Source organism: Marinobacter sp. SS13-12 (assembly GCF_030227115.1).
Classification (GTDB): Bacteria; Pseudomonadota; Gammaproteobacteria; order Pseudomonadales; family Oleiphilaceae; genus Marinobacter.
In genome coordinates this window covers 273,348-288,083 of record NZ_JASSUA010000001.1, presented here as the reverse complement: position 1 = coordinate 288,083, position 14,736 = coordinate 273,348, and the positions used below count along the sequence as shown (strand labels likewise).

The window sequence follows — 14,736 nt, the reverse complement described above, 5'->3', positions numbered from 1 at the left end:
TTTCGATGCCCCCATGTAGGTCGGATTAGCCAAAGGCGTAATCCGACAGATATAGATTTGTCAGAACGGCCGTGGGGTGGGGTACCTTTTCTGGCGGGAAAAAGATGTCTGAGCGCAGCGAGTTATTTTTCCCATAAGAAAAGGTACCCCGCCCCGCGACCAGCCCCAAAACAAGAAGGCTAAGTAAACTGAGGAGCTAAACAGAATGGACAGACAGGCAAAGGCAGTCATCTGTCGCGAATGGGGCCAACCCGTTCAGGTAGAAACCATCACCGTGGAAGGCCCGAAACGGGACGAAATCACCCTAAAAATCGGTGCCTGCGGTGTTTGCCACAGCGACCATTCAGCCACCACCGGAAAAATCCAATACCCCGCTCCACTGGTTCTCGGCCACGAAGCCGCAGGTGTGGTCATAGAAGTGGGCGAGGGCGTCACTGCCTTCAAGGAAGGCGACCATGTTGTCAGCTCCTTTATTTCCATGTGCGGCAAATGCCGCCAGTGCGTTCGTGGCCGCCCGGTGCTCTGTGAAAACGCACGCAAGGCGATGTTTACTCTGCCCGATGGCACCGTTCGCACCAAGGGAGCGGATGGCGAGGATCTCAATGTTTTCGGTGCCTGTGGCGTGATGGCGGAATACGCCACCATGCACGTGGACAACTGCATCAAGGTGGACGACACCATACCCATGCAGAACGCCGCCCTGGTGGGCTGCGCGGTGATGACCGGGGTTGGTGCTGTGTTCAATACGGCGAAAGTCGAGCCTGGTTCCCGTACGGCTGTGTTCGGTATTGGCGGCGTAGGCCTGAACGCCATTCAGGGCTGCGTCACTGCTGGTGCTGAAATGATCGTCGCGGTGGACAACAACGAGAAGAAGCTGGAAATGGCCCGTGAGTTCGGTGCCACCCACACCGTCAATATCAGCGAGGTGGAAGACGGCGCCAAGGCCGTGAAGAAACTTACCGGCGGCGTGGACTATGCGTTCGAGTGTGTCGGTGCCGGAGCGGTGGTGGAGCAGGCCTACAAGAGCCTGGGCCGTGGCGGTACCGCTGTGGTGGTGGGCGTGTCCGACCCGAAAGACAAAACCTCGATCACCACCCTGACGTTGCCAGCTGACGAGAAAACCCTCAAGGGCAGCTGGCTGGGCTCTGCCCGGCCCCAGTATGACTTCCCCCGTATCCTGGGGCTGTACAAGACTGGCAAACTCAAGCTCGACGAACTTGTCACCCGCACCTACCCCATTGATGACGCACCCCAGGCCTTCGATGATATGTTGGCCGGCAAGAACGCCCGTGGCGTGATTGTGTTCGACTGATTCAGGAGCAGAACCATGAACGATCTCAGCAAGAACTACATCAACGGCCAGTGGCAGCACTGGCAAGGCGAGACCATCGACGTCCATGAGGCCGCCACTGGCGACGTCATAGCCAGGGTCCCCGCTTCCGGACGTGAGGAAATGGAGCAGGCCATCGCCGCCGCAAGTGGCGCCTTTGAAAGCTGGTCCGAAAGCACCCTGGAGAAACGTCTCCACGTGCTAGAACAGCTCCACGCCGGCCTGAAAGAACGGGCACCGGATATCGCCGAAACCGTGGCCCGGGAAGTGGGTATGCCGATCAAGCTGGCAACCGGCATTCAGGCCGGACTGCCCGCCACCATCACCAAAAGCTACCTGAAGATGCTGCCGGATTTTCCGTTCAGCGAACAGATCGGCAATTCGGAAGTGCAATACACTCCGGTCGGTGTGGTCGGCTGTATCACCCCCTGGAACTACCCCCTGCACCAGGTGATCCTCAAGGTCGTCCCGGCCATTGCCGCCGGCTGTACCGTGGTGCTGAAACCGTCGGAAATCGCACCTCAGAGCGCGTACATCCTGGCGGAGATTCTCGATGGAACCGACCTGCCAGAAGGCGTCTTTAACCTGGTATGCGGCGAAGGCCAGACGGTTGGCGATACCCTGATCAAACATCCGGATGTGCGCATGGTCTCCTTCACCGGTTCCACCCGCACGGGCAGCCTGATTGCCCACGCCGCGGCGGATGACTTCAAACGCTTTGCCCTGGAGATGGGCGGCAAATCCGCCTCGGTGATTCTGTCGGACGCCGACCTGGCCAAAGCGGTCAAGGGAACGGTCAACAACTGTCTGCTCAACTCGGGCCAGACCTGTACCGCGCTTACCCGCATGCTGGTGCCCGCAGACAAGCACGATGAGGCCTGCGAGCTGGCTTCCGCGGCAGTGGCGAAAATGACCCCGGGCAACCCGCTGGAAGAAACCACCCGCCTTGGCCCGCTGGCCTCGGCACAGCAACGTGACAAGGTGATTGATTACATCAAGCTCGGCATCCAGGAAGGCGCAACCCTGGTAGCCGGTGGCCCGGAAGCCCCGGATGGTTGTGACCAGGGCTACTTCGTCAAAGCCACGGTATTTGGCAACGTCAAACCGGACAGCCGCATCGCCCAGGAGGAAATCTTCGGCCCTGTGCTGTGTGTGATTCCTTACCAGGACGAAGCCGAGGCCATCGAAATTGCCAACGGCACCGCTTATGGTCTGTCTGGCGCCGTCTGGTCAGGCGATGATGCCCACGCCAGGAAAGTGGCTGGAAAACTGCGTACCGGCCAGGTGTTTGTCAATGGTGGAGATTTCAACCCGTTGGCACCGTTTGGAGGTTTCGGGCATTCCGGCATCGGGCGAGAGTTTGGTAAGTGGGGATTGGAGGAGTTTCTGGAGGTACGGTCGTTGCAGTTGTGATGGTCGGGAGCTGGGTGTCGGATTACGCGTCGCTAATCCGACCTACGGGGGTGTATGAGGGCTGCATCATGTAGGTCGGATTTACCCGTAAAGGGCACAAGAGGCGGCAGCCGTAATCCGACAGAGATGCGCGGGACCAGCCCTCAAACCAGGAACCAGACTCAGGCTTGCCCGCCAAGCAGAATCCGCACAGCAATACAGGCGTCCTCCAGCTCCTCATCGCGGGGTTCGCGGCCGTTGATGATATCGCTGTACAGACAGGATTCGGCGAGGCGCACCATGAAGTAGGACAGGCTGTTAACATTCAGAGGCGGGCTGATATGCCCGGACGCTACCTGGTCCTGAAGCGTGCGGGTATTGGCCTCTACAGCGCGGCTGTGAATCGTGGACTGGGAGGAAGTCAATATCTTCAGCGCGTACTCCGGGTCCTCATGGATAAAGCGTCGCAGTGGCTCGGAGTGCAACAGAGTGGAGTTAATGTGCCGGTATACGCCAACCACGAAATCCACGCCTTGCCCTGGCGTCGTGCTGAGCGCTTCATGCCTGAGGGGCTCGTAGAGTGACCAGAGCACTTCCCCCAGCAGTAAATCCTTGTTGCCGACCCAGCGAAACAGGGTGGCCCGCCCGATATTCAGTTCTGCCGACAGTGAAGCCAGGTGAATGCGTTCGCCCTTCAGCCACATACTGCGCGCCCGCCGGAAGGCATCGGCAGGTGTTGCCCTTGTTGTTTTTTCTGTCACTGCGACCTCGTATCGGTATTCGAATTCATTCTAACGACAAACCAGGAAACCCGCTATGAAGACCAGAATCACCGAACTGTTTGGTATCCGTCACCCGATTATCCAGGGTGGTATGCATCATGTCGGCTATGCGGAGCTGGCGGCGGCTGTCTCCAATGCCGGTGGTCTCGGTATTATCACCGGACTGACCCAGCCTACCCCGGAAGACCTGTCCCGGGAAATTGCACGTTGTGCTGAGATGACCGACCAGCCCTTCGGCGTGAACCTGACGTTCCTGCCGTCCTTCAAGGCGCCTCCCTACCCGGCCTACATCCAGGCCATTATCGACGGTGGTGTGAAAGTCGTGGAGACCGCCGGGCGCAGTCCCGAGCAATACATGCCACAGTTCAAGGCCGCCGGTATCAAGGTCATCCACAAGTGCACCTCGGTGCGCCATGCCCTGAAGGCCGAGAAAATCGGCTGTGATGCGGTCAGCGTGGACGGCTTTGAGTGTGGCGGTCATCCGGGGGAGGACGACATCCCCAATTTTATCCTGCTGCCCCGTGCGGCGGAGGAACTGACCATTCCATTCGTCGCCTCCGGCGGCATGGCCGATGGTCGCAGCCTGGTGGCGGCCATGGCCCTGGGTGCCGATGGTATGAATATGGGGACCCGCTTTCTCGCCACCACCGATGCGCCCATTCATGACAACGTCAAACAGGCCATCGTCGAGGCCGATGAGCGGCAGACCCGGCTGATCATGCGCAACCTGCGAAATACCGAGCGGGTGATGAACAACGCCGCCGTAGAGGAAATCATCCGCATCGAGAAAGAGAAAGGCGAGACCGAAACCATCGATGATATCCGCCACCTGGTGACCGGCGTGAAGGGCCGGCTGGTGCTGCAGGAGGGCAAGATGGATGAGGCGGCCTGGAGTTGTGGCATGGTGGCGGGGCTGATCCACGATGTGCCCAGTTGTGAGGAACTGATCGGGCGCATCATGGATGAGGCCGACACTATTATCCGTCAGCGCCTGCTGGGCAGCCTGGAGGCCTGATATCGGCGTGATACATTTGTGAACTTTCCGCTATACACTGGTATCAACAGACGGTGATTTTGCGAGTTGCCCAGGGCCAGTGAGCTATGACACGAAACATACTGATTGTTGAGGACAACCCGGGAATTGGCGAACTGGTGCGCATGCACGTGGCCGACCTGGACATGAACCCCATTCTGTGTGACCGGGGCGATACCGGGCTTGAGCGTTTTCTTGAGGGCGACATTGACCTGGTGGTTCTCGACCTGATGTTACCCGGAATGGACGGCCTCTCGGTGTGTCGCGAGATCCGCTCCGGCCCCGGTTATGTGCCGGTGCTGATGCTGACCGCAAAAACCACCGAGCTGGACCGGGTTCTGGGCCTGGAAATGGGGGCGGACGACTACCTCACCAAACCCTTCAGCGTGGCTGAACTGTCCGCACGGGTGAAGGCCCTGTTCCGGCGCGTGGATGCCATGGCATCCGCATCAGCCGCAAACGCCGGTCACGAAAAGAGCGGAGAGTTGCGCACCGATGGATTACGCATCGATCCGGATCGCCGTCGGGTGTTCGTGCGAGAGCAGGAAGTGGAGCTGACCGCCCGGGAGTTCGACCTGCTGTGGCATTTTGCCAGCCATCCGGGCCGGGTGTTCAGCCGTGTCCAGCTATTAGACAAAGTCTGGGGTTACAACCACGAAGGCTACGAGCACACCGTCAACACCCACATCAATCGCCTGCGGGGCAAAATCGAGAAGGACCCGGCCCGCCCGGAGTTTATCGAGACCGTCTGGGGGGTGGGCTATCGCTTCCGGGACTGACCCATGGTGAGAACACTCTACACCCGGCTGGCGGTGGGCCTGTTCCTGCTGTTACTGGCCGTTGGCCTGCTGCATACCTTTATCAGCCTCTATTCGTTGCGGGAGTACACCGCCTCGGTGAATCAGGAGCTGCACCGTGACCTGGCGAAAAACCTGGTGGCGGACAGGAATCTGGTCAGCGAGGGACAGCTTGACCGAAGTGCCCTGAAAGAACTCTTCGCGTTGTACATGACCATCAACCCCAGTATTGAAATTTATCTTCTGGACCTGGATGGCACCATCCTCTCTTATTCAGCCGACCCGGCGAAAATCAAGCGCAAACAGGTTTCACTGGAACCCATTCAGCGGCTGATGGACGATATGAGTCGCTACCCCGTGCTGGGGGACGACCCCCGCAGCCATGACCGGCAGAAAGTCTTTTCGGTCACCCCGGTGCCGTCGGCCGACAAGCCGGAAGGTTATCTCTACGTGGTGTTGCGGGGAGAAGAATACGATGCCGCGGAAACCATGGCGCGGGGCGGCCAGTTGCTGGAGCTGAGTGCCTGGGCCCTGCTGGTCAGTCTGGCGGTGGTGATGATTGCGGGGCTTGCAGTATTCCGGCTGCTGACCCGTCGGTTGACCTTGTTGACCCGGCTGGTGGAAGATTTCGAGCATAGCGACATGAGCCACCAAGCTCTCCACAGTACCTGGCGCGACAGGCGGCCCGTGGTTCGGGACGAGATCGATTACCTGGGTGCCACTTTTGACGACATGGCCAGCCGGATTGCCTCCCAGATTGAACAACTGACAGAAAAGGACGCCCAACGCCGTCAACTGGTGGCCCGGGTGTCCCACGATCTGCGCACGCCCCTGGCCTCCATGCAGGGATACATTGAAAGCCTGAAACTGCGACGGGATCGCCTCAGTCCGGAAGAGCAGGACCGCTTTCTCGATATCGCCCTTAAAGAAGGTCGGCGCCTGAGCCGCCTGGTGGACGAGCTGTTCGAGCTTGCTGCCCTGGAAGCCCGGGAAAAGCAACCAGTGCCCGAGCCATTTCCGCTGGCAGAGCTGGTGCACGATGTGGTCCAGAAACACGGCCCGGAGGCCCGCAACCGGCAGCTTGAACTTGCCGTCGACGGCGATACCGATCTACCGCTCGCCTACGCGGACCTGGCCATGACCGAGCGCGTGCTCGACAACCTGATCGGCAACGCCATTGCCTACAGCCCAGCCGGGGGGCGCATTGAGGTGGCGATCAGACACGCCGACGGCCTGCCGGAAGTCTGCGTGCAGGACAGCGGCCCGGGCGTCCCCGAGCAGGACCTGCCCCATATTTTTGATCCGTTCTACCGCGGCGAATCCTCAGGCGGGGCCGGTGGCCATGCCGGTCTCGGTCTGGCAATTGCCCGCCGGATCATGACGCTGCAAGGGGGCGATATCCGTGTTGAGAATCCGGCCTCCGGGGGCGCATGCTTCTGCATACGGCTTCCGGTCAGGTAATCAACCCGAGCCAGTTGCATCCACAATGATCTCTGCGGTGGACAAGACGCACCAAGGCATGCCGACCCGGCACCCGTGACAGATTTGTGAGCATTTCATTACACACTCTTTAACGCCGTGTGATTCTCTCGTGATGGCGTGCACTCAGGATGGTTAACGAACCCGCCAGTCCGGTGGGCTGAAACCCTTGGGGAGATATCGCTATGAAAAAGTTCACTACGATTGCAGCAATGTGCCTGTTCGGCCTGATGGCCAGTGCCGTCCACGCGGATGAAATGGCATCCGACGATGGCATGATGGATGACGACATGGAACAGTCCATGGACCAAAAAGACATGAAGAAGGATGACATGTCCGACTCCATGGACCATGGTATGAAAAACGACGACATGGCTGGGGACAGCATGAAGATGAAGGACGACGGAATGGGCATGAAAGACGACAAGGCCATGCACGATGATATGAAGGACGATGGCATGGGCAAGTCGGATTCCATGAATTAACCGCGCATCTGCGAGTGCCGCCAGATCCGCTCCGGCACGGGGTATGTGCCGGTGCTGATGCTGACTGCATCCACATTGATCTCTCCGGCGTTATACAAACGTAATAAACAGGAGAAGATGCTGTGACGAATGCCGTGCAAACTGGTCACAGTACTCAAAGGGCAAGAGGTTAAGGTTATGAAACGGTATCTGTTACTGATGTCCATGGCAGCAGCCATTGCACTGACCGGGCTCCAGGTTGGTGCCTCCAGTGAGACGGGCTCACAATATGCTCCGGACGACCCGGATCTGGCGGTTGCTACCTTCGCCGGCGGGTGTTTCTGGTGCGTTGAGGAAGCCTACGAGCAAAAAGTGCCGGGTGTTGTTGAGGCAGTGTCCGGTTACAGTGGTGGTGACGAAAAAGACCCCACCTATCAACAGGTTTCCGGTGGGCGTACCGGCCACACCGAGGCGGTGCAGGTCTATTATGACCCGGATGTGATCACCTATGAAGGGCTGCTTCAGGCTCTGTGGCGCACCGCCAACCCCACCGATGTGAACGGCCAGTACGTAGACCGCGGCAAACAGTATCGGCCGGCCATCTTCTATCACAACGAAGAACAGAAACGCGCTGCCGAAGCCTCGGTGAAGGCGCTGGAAGCGTCCGGCCGCTATGATCATCCGGTAAAAATTGAAATCGTACCTTTCGAGGCTTTCTACGACGCGGAAGAATACCACCAGGATTATTACAAGAAAAACCCGGTGCGGTACAAGTTCTATACCTTCAACTCCGGCCGTTACCAGTTCATCGAGAAGGTCTGGGGTGAGGACGAGGAAGTGGATTACGCCCAATACCGTCCGGAAGAAAGTAGCGGTGCCGGCATGAACCAGAGCCAGGTCGAGGGGTTCAATCCGGAGACCTTTGAAAAGCCGGATGACGAAACGCTGAAAGCACGGCTGACCAAGGAGCAGTATTACGTCACCCAGGAAGACGGCACCGAACCTGCTTTCAAAAACGAGTATTTCGATGAGAAGCGGCCGGGTATCTATGTGGATGTTGTTTCCGGTGAGCCGCTGTTTTCATCCAGGGACAAGTACAAATCCAACACCGGCTGGCCGAGCTTCACCAAGCCCATCAGCCCGGACATGGTGGTTGAGAAAGAAGACAATGCCTTCTTTATGAAGCGAACCGAGATCCGCAGCCGATACGCGGACTCTCACCTCGGGCATGTCTTCAACGACGGCCCCGCCCCCACTGGTCTGCGCTACTGCATGAACTCCGCAGCCCTGAAGTTCATTCCGCTGGAGCAGATGGAAGCCCAGGGGTATGGCGCATTGATCAGTGAAGTGGAAGAAAGTAGCCGCACTGCGTCCAACTAGTTCATAAGCCGGTCACAGCCAGAGATCCCCGATGGGGGTCTCTGGCGAAAAGTGGTGCTGAACCTGAGCCATCAGTAGTTCCGCACTGGACAGCGCGTCCACCAGGGCGTTGTGGGGAGGATAGTGCGGCAGGCCATATCTCAGCCGGCTGTCTGCTAGACGGATGGAGACAGGTTGTTGTCCCCTGAGCCTCTGCCACCAGTTGGGGTGCCGGCGGGGATGCAGATGCGCCTCGATGGCCATGGTGTCGATCACCGGAAAACGTATTTCCTGCCCGATTCGCCACTTCAGCGCGACATTCAGAAACGGCCGCTCAATATGGCGGTAGTGGACCACGGGAATGCGACCGGCCAGGCTCTCGAGAACCTCATCAAGTATTTCCATCAGATCCGGCGCTTTATCAATATCGGTGTGAGTAATGCCGTGTATCGTAATGGACGTCTGATGCAGCGGCAGTTGCGGCTTCACGAGCCAGTGCCGGGAGCCTCCGAGTTGTACCCGGTCGATGGTGAATGGCACCACGCCGATGCTGACAATGGAGTGCTTGTTGGGATCCAGCCCGGTGGTTTCAAAATCCAGGCCCACGAAAGGAACGTCTTTCAGAGGTGTTTCAGGCGCGACGCAACCCGCTTCGTAGAATGCCTTCAGCCGCTCATCTTCCGCCTGTTTCGCGAGCTCCCGAAAACGCTCTGGCCACGGCAGTGTCTCGGCCGCGGCTTCGATAGTCATGGATTCATGCTCCTCAGACATTCCGGGCTACCTGCGCATGATAACGGAATTTGAGGAATTTCTGAGCCTGACTGACCACCTGGAAGGCATCTTTGAGGTGGCTGCGCTCGAACGGCGACAAATCCTCCGGTCGAACGTTGTTGTCCGGCTCGCGGCCGGCTTCGATGGCAAGGGCCTGATGGCGAATCCGCACAATGGCGATGAATTCGAAGGCGTCCCGCAGGTTATCCACCCCGTCTTCGGGAATCAGCTTGGTTTCGGCGATGGCCCTGAGGCGGTTGAAGGTATTCTGCGCCTTGGAGCCACAGGCCAGGGAATGCACCCGGATCAGATCCGAGACAGGCGCCGTTCCCCGACGCTTCAGGTTGAAGGTTTTGGCCTGCTTGCCACTCTCTTCCATCACAAAGGTGCGGAAAAAACCTAGTGGTGGCGTGCGGTTAAGGGCGTTACGCGCCAGCATCGCCAGAAACCGCTGGCTGTTGCTGGCCCTGTCTGCGATGAAGGTTTTGAGCTCTTCGGTGAACTCGGTTCGGCCGTGGATGCCGTCCAGATCGAAGAAAATATTGCTGTTGAGCAACGCTTCGGCCTTGGGGTTGTCGGTCCAGTCGGCGAAATAGTCCTTCCACACCCGCAAGGGCTGGCGCCATTTCTGATTGGTGGCCATGATATCGCCGGTGCAGTAGGTGTAACCGCATTCCGCCAGGCCGTCACTGACGAACTTCGCCAGGGCCAGAAAGTATTCATCGTGTAGCGCCGGGTCGAAGCTGTCGTCCAGAACCATGGCGTTGTCCTGGTCGGTCACCACCAGTTGTTCGTCCCGGGCCATGGAGCCCAGCGCCATAAAACAGTAAGGCACCGGTGGTGGCCCCAGTTTCTCCTCACCCAGTTCCAGCAGCCGCTGGCTGAAACTGCGGCCAATGCCGGCCATGGCACTGCCGATCATATGGGAGTTGGCGTCTTCATGGACCATGCGGACAAAGGTGTTGGGCACTTCCTGGCTAAGGCGTTTGAGGCCTTTTACATCCTGTTGCTGGTAGATGTTGCTGACCAGGTAGAGGCTACTCTGGGATTCATGCTTGACGATATCCGACAGTGCAATCACCCCCCGGATCTTGTCACCCTCCATAACCGGCAAGTGATGCACGTTATTATGAAGCATGGTCAGCATGGCTTCGAAAATGAACGAATTAGAGCTGGTGGTGATCAGGCGATCGGTCATGATGTCGCTGACCGGTGTTTCCGACGGCAGGGCCTCGCTGAGTGCGCGGGTGCGCAGATCTCGGTCAGTTATGATGCCGGAGAGCTTGGCCCCGTCGCCACTCCCGTCCATGAGGAGCAAGGCTGAAACACCTTGATCGGTCATGATGCGGGCGGCTTCCTGCAAGCGAACGGTGATCGGCGCAGTGACCGGCTCACGGGAAATCAGTCGGGTGACCCGGGCGGTCATGGGCTGACTGGACCTCCGCCGCCGGGACAGCGCAGAGCGTAGGCGTGAGCGGTCTTCGACTTCCACGAAATCGGTGAAGTTGTCGTCGTTTTTCCACAGATACTGGAAAATCTCGTCGGGGATCAGGTAAATCAGGGAGTCCTCAATGGCCTTGACCGGGAATCGCACCGTTTTGCTCATCAGCAGGCCATACTGGCCGAAAATCTCGCCTTCCCCCAGGCGGTTGTAGAGTTCGCCGGTACGGCGGTACATTTCGACAGCGCCACTGCGGATGTAATGCAGGTAGGTGTTGCGTTCACCAAATGTCAGGATATCGGCGCCTGCGCGGAAATAGGCAACCTCGATACCCGAGACGATTTTGTCGAGGGTTTCTTCCGCCATCTCATCAAACGGAGAGTGCTGGGCCAGGTGGTTGCGTATTTCGATGAGCTCTGCCTGCATTACTCGCTTCCTTTTCGCACCGGTCGGGCGTGGAGAATTCAACACGCAATATAGCAGTGGCGGGGTTTTACGGCCATGATGGGAGGTAAGACGTTAGCTGTAGGTTAAAAGGGATTGGTTGTGTCTGGAAATTGTACGCTCGTTCTGGGAGGCATTCGCTCCGGTAAAACCGCACTGGCCGAACAGGTCGCCGGCGATTCGGGGGAGCCGGTAGTGTATCTGGCTACAGCGACCGCCGGCGATGAGGAAATGGCCCGGAGGGTGGCACGCCACCAGCAAAGCCGGCCGCCGGAATGGGGGCTGGTGGAGGCACCGTTAAGACTGGCAGCGGTGCTGGACGACCAGGGCCGCGGGCCACGGCCGCCATTGTTGCTGGTGGACTGCATGAGCCTGTGGGTCAGCAACCTGCTGTTTGCCGGAGACGAAGTATTCAGCCGCGAGCGCGCTGCGTTCCTGCAGGCACTGAGCGGCTATCCCGGTCAGGCTGTGATTGTCAGTAACGAAGTGGGCCTGGGCACTATCGGCATGGAGCCGCTGACCCGTCGCTTCTGTGACGAGCTGGGCTGGTTGAACCAGGACCTTGCCGCCTGCTGTGACCGGGTGGTGATGAGCGTGGCGGGGCTGCCGCTGACGCTGAAAGGCTGACTACTTGCCGTGGCTTTGCAGGCAACTGAGGACGCCATGTTCGGATTCATCCACCCGGATACGGCTGCGACAGGCGTAGGGAACAGCAATGGCGGCAAACGAGCGGTGCAGCGGAATGCCCATCACCTCCGCCACAATCATGCGAATGACACCCCCGTGACAAACCACCAGTACCCGTTTACCAGCGGCTTCCTGCTGCCAGTGCAGCCAGGCGTCGGCGACCCTTTTACTGAATGCGGCGATTGCCTCCCCCCCGGGAGGAGGATGGTTCACCGGGTCACTCCAGAAACCGGTCAGTGCATCCGGAGTGTGAGCCATAATATCGGCAGAGGTTCTGCCTTCCCAGTCGCCAAATCCGATTTCCCGTAATTGTGGCTCTTCGTACAGCGGCAGCTGTCGTTGTTGCGCCAGTTGCCGGGCAAAGGCATTGCAGCGCAGAAGCGGTGACGTGACGACAAGGTCCCAGCGGTCCTCTTCCGTTATGGCGGCATTCACCTGCTGCCAGCCGGTATCACTCAGGGGATCGTCCTGGCTGCCCCGGAACATGGGTCCGCCTGCTGGCTCGCCGTGGCGTATCAGATCGAAAAACGTCGTGGTATTGCCGCTCATGGTGATCCTTCCCGGCTCTCGCCCTGATCCCTGTCGCTGACGCCCGCATCCGCAAAGCTGGCCATCCGGTTGTGGAGCTCACAAGCCGCACGCAGCAAGGGCACTGCCACCGCTGCGCCACTGCCTTCGCCCAGGCGCATGCCAAGATCCAGTAACGGTTTGGCATCAAGCGCTTCCAATACGGCCTGGTGCCCTGGCTCGGCGGAGCGATGGGCGAACACGAGCCACTCCCTGAGATCCGGCTGTTGACGAACTGCCACCAGGGCCGCGACGGAAACGATAAAGCCGTCCACCAGCACGGGAATGCCTCGCGCCGCGCAGCCCAGAATCGCGCCGGTCAGTGCGGCGATTTCAAAACCGCCCAGAGAGGCCAGTACCATCAGGGGGTCGGTGTTATCACCGTGTCGCTTCAGTGCACGGCTCACCACTGCGCTTTTATGGGAAATGCCGGCAGTGTCCAGGCCTGTGCCCGGACCAACCAGCGCCTCCGGTGACCGGTTGAGCAGCGCGCAGGCCAGGGCAGCTGCGCTGGTGGTGTTGCCGATGCCCATGTCACCGCCAATAAACAGCCGGCAGCCTGCGTGGGCAGCACGCCCGGCAGCCGCATCGCCACTTGCGAGGGCAGCACATGCCTGGGCTTCGGTCATCGCGTCGGTCACCGCCAGGTTGGCCGTGCCCGTTGCAATCTGTTGATCCAGCACGCCGGGTAGTACCGGTACCTCGCCGACAGTGCCCAGGTTCACCACTTCCAGCGAAGCGTTCAGGTGACCTGCCAGCACGCTGATGGCAGCGCCACCATCGGCGAAGTTGGCAATCATCTGCGCCGTCACCTCCTGGGGAAACGCTGACACGCCTTCTTCACACACGCCATGGTCACCGGCAAACACGGTGATACGCACTGGATCGACGGTAGGCTGCTCAACGCCTTGTAGCCCCGCGAGCCGGATAGCGAGTTGTTCCAGTTGTCCCAGGGATCCCGGTGGCTTGGTCAGTGTTTGTTGGCGTTCTGCTGCTTGCCGGGAACTGTGTTCGTTGGGCTTCGGGAGGGGTTGGGTCCAACACGGGGGCAGAGAATGCATGGGCGAATCCTGGCAGGTGAAAACATGGAATGGTCTACCCGGCCGGAAAAGGTGTCAAGGCTGATGGTCACTCGGTTAAACTTCCCTGCTCCCACGTTTTTCTGATTCAAGAGATGCTGCTGATTTGGACCAATTCGCTTTTTCAGTAATCGTATGCCTGGTTGCCGTACTGTTGGACCGCTGGCTGGGGGAGCCCCGACGGTGGCATCCGCTGGTGGGGTTCGGTCGTTTCGCCGGGTTGATAGAGCAGTGGTTGAATCGGTTGCCTGAACACAGGGGGCGGTCGATATCGCTGGGGCTGCTGGGGGTGTTGATTGTTGTGATACCCGTACTGACGGTGGCAGAAGCCCTGAAATGGGCCACGGATGGCTGGGCGTACCGGCTGCTGGAGGCCCTGGTGTTGTATTTCGCTCTGTCAATCCGGGGGCTGACAGAACATGGCCGGGCGGTGTCGGCTGCCTTGCATGGCGGTGATATTGAGCGTGCCCGGGAACAGGTGGGCCGGATTGTCAGCCGCAAGGTCAGCGAACTGGATGAACAGGGTGTAGCGACGGCAGCGAGCGAGTCGATGCTGGAGAACGGGGCGGATGCGGTATTTGCCAGCCTGTTCTGGTTTCTGGTGGCGGGTATTCCCGGGGTATTGCTGCACCGGATAGTGAATACCCTGGATGCCATGTGGGGCTATCGCAATGAACGTTACCTGTATTTCGGGCGGGTCGCCGCCAGGATGGACGATGTCATGAACTGGCTGCCTGCCCGGCTGACTGCGCTTACCTATGCCATACTGGGCAACACACGCCTGGCCTGGCGTTGCTGGCGAACCCAGACGCCGCGGTGGGACAGCCCGAATGCCGGCCCGGTGATGGCAGCGGGCGCAGGCGCTTTGGGAATATCACTCGGCGGCCCCGCCCCCTATCAGTCCGGTATCCGGCAACGACCGGTGCTTGGAATGGGCCCGGTAGCCACGGCAGGTACGGTCGATGAAGCCATCGGGCTGGTGCGCCGGGGAGTATGGCTCTGGCTCGGTCTGCTTGGGTTAGTTGCTGTTGTCGCTGAGCTTCTGTGCGTTTCCGTACAGACCGGATGAGGCTGCCAGCCTATTTTGGACTGCTAGCAGTTCAAGGGGGCA

The 14,736-nt window shown here is 59.4% G+C and carries 14 protein-coding genes; 9 read left to right on the top strand and 5 right to left on the bottom strand.

The features are described 5' to 3' along the window. The first annotated feature begins 205 nt into the window (after window positions 1-205). Complete coding sequence (locus QPL94_RS01350) at window positions 206-1,312, top strand: zinc-binding dehydrogenase (RefSeq protein ID WP_285355016.1); 1,107 nt, start codon at window positions 206-208, stop codon at window positions 1,310-1,312. 15 nt (window positions 1,313-1,327) lie between these two features. Continuing rightward, entirely contained in the window at window positions 1,328-2,743 is a 1,416-nt protein-coding gene (locus QPL94_RS01345) for an aldehyde dehydrogenase family protein (RefSeq protein WP_285355015.1), read from the top strand. A 161-nt stretch (window positions 2,744-2,904) separates the two neighbouring features. Here QPL94_RS01345 and QPL94_RS01340 read toward each other — a convergent pair whose 3' ends face one another. Next, window positions 2,905-3,483, bottom strand: coding sequence for a QsdR family transcriptional regulator (locus QPL94_RS01340; protein WP_285355014.1), 579 nt, complete (start codon window positions 3,481-3,483; stop codon window positions 2,905-2,907). A gap of 55 nt (window positions 3,484-3,538) precedes the next feature. Between QPL94_RS01340 and QPL94_RS01335 the strand changes: the two genes are divergently transcribed. The 5 genes from QPL94_RS01335 to msrB all read left to right on the top strand — a co-directional run bounded on the left by QPL94_RS01335 (window position 3,539) and on the right by msrB (window position 8,657). Further along, window positions 3,539-4,519 (top strand): NAD(P)H-dependent flavin oxidoreductase, encoded by a 981-nt coding sequence (locus tag QPL94_RS01335; RefSeq protein ID WP_285355013.1) that lies wholly within the window; start codon window positions 3,539-3,541, stop codon window positions 4,517-4,519. Between the two features lie 86 nt (window positions 4,520-4,605). After that, entirely contained in the window at window positions 4,606-5,316 is a 711-nt protein-coding gene (locus QPL94_RS01330) for a winged helix-turn-helix domain-containing protein (RefSeq protein ID WP_285355012.1), read from the top strand. A gap of 3 nt (window positions 5,317-5,319) precedes the next feature. Continuing rightward, entirely contained in the window at window positions 5,320-6,795 is a 1,476-nt protein-coding gene (locus tag QPL94_RS01325; RefSeq protein WP_285355011.1) for a sensor histidine kinase, read from the top strand. A gap of 203 nt (window positions 6,796-6,998) precedes the next feature. After that, on the top strand, window positions 6,999-7,298 hold the full coding sequence (locus QPL94_RS01320) for a hypothetical protein (protein ID WP_285355009.1): 300 nt from the start codon (window positions 6,999-7,001) through the stop codon (window positions 7,296-7,298). A gap of 177 nt (window positions 7,299-7,475) precedes the next feature. Continuing rightward, complete coding sequence (gene msrB / locus QPL94_RS01315; RefSeq protein ID WP_285355008.1) at window positions 7,476-8,657, top strand: peptide-methionine (R)-S-oxide reductase MsrB; 1,182 nt, start codon at window positions 7,476-7,478, stop codon at window positions 8,655-8,657. Between the two features lie 12 nt (window positions 8,658-8,669). On the opposite strand, the gene QPL94_RS01310 is transcribed toward msrB, so the two are convergent. Together QPL94_RS01310 and QPL94_RS01305 are read right to left on the bottom strand one after the other, a co-directional pair. Further along, entirely contained in the window at window positions 8,670-9,386 is a 717-nt protein-coding gene (locus QPL94_RS01310; protein ID WP_285355007.1) for a 3'-5' exonuclease, read from the bottom strand. Window positions 9,387-9,399: 13 nt separating this feature from the next. Beyond that, window positions 9,400-11,274, bottom strand: a complete 1,875-nt coding sequence (locus tag QPL94_RS01305) for a putative nucleotidyltransferase substrate binding domain-containing protein (RefSeq protein WP_285355005.1) — start codon at window positions 11,272-11,274, stop codon at window positions 9,400-9,402. A gap of 120 nt (window positions 11,275-11,394) precedes the next feature. On the opposite strand from QPL94_RS01305, the gene cobU reads away from it, so the two are divergent. Then, window positions 11,395-11,919: a bifunctional adenosylcobinamide kinase/adenosylcobinamide-phosphate guanylyltransferase gene (cobU, locus tag QPL94_RS01300; RefSeq protein ID WP_285355004.1), complete on the top strand. Its 525-nt coding sequence runs from the start codon at window positions 11,395-11,397 to the stop codon at window positions 11,917-11,919. On the opposite strand, the gene QPL94_RS01295 is transcribed toward cobU, so the two are convergent. Together QPL94_RS01295 and cobT are read right to left on the bottom strand one after the other, a co-directional pair. Then, the gene (locus QPL94_RS01295; protein ID WP_285355003.1) at window positions 11,920-12,528 is read right to left on the bottom strand and encodes a histidine phosphatase family protein; all 609 of its coding nucleotides are present in this window, start codon (window positions 12,526-12,528) and stop codon (window positions 11,920-11,922) included. It abuts the gene before it with no gap. Then, window positions 12,525-13,598, bottom strand: a complete 1,074-nt coding sequence (cobT, locus tag QPL94_RS01290; protein ID WP_502881529.1) for a nicotinate-nucleotide--dimethylbenzimidazole phosphoribosyltransferase — start codon at window positions 13,596-13,598, stop codon at window positions 12,525-12,527. The genes QPL94_RS01295 and cobT overlap by 4 nt, the downstream gene beginning before the upstream one ends. Window positions 13,599-13,731: 133 nt before the next feature. Between cobT and cbiB the strand changes: the two genes are divergently transcribed. Then, complete coding sequence (gene cbiB / locus QPL94_RS01285) at window positions 13,732-14,694, top strand: adenosylcobinamide-phosphate synthase CbiB (RefSeq protein ID WP_285354999.1); 963 nt, start codon at window positions 13,732-13,734, stop codon at window positions 14,692-14,694. Window positions 14,695-14,736 lie beyond the last annotated feature (42 nt).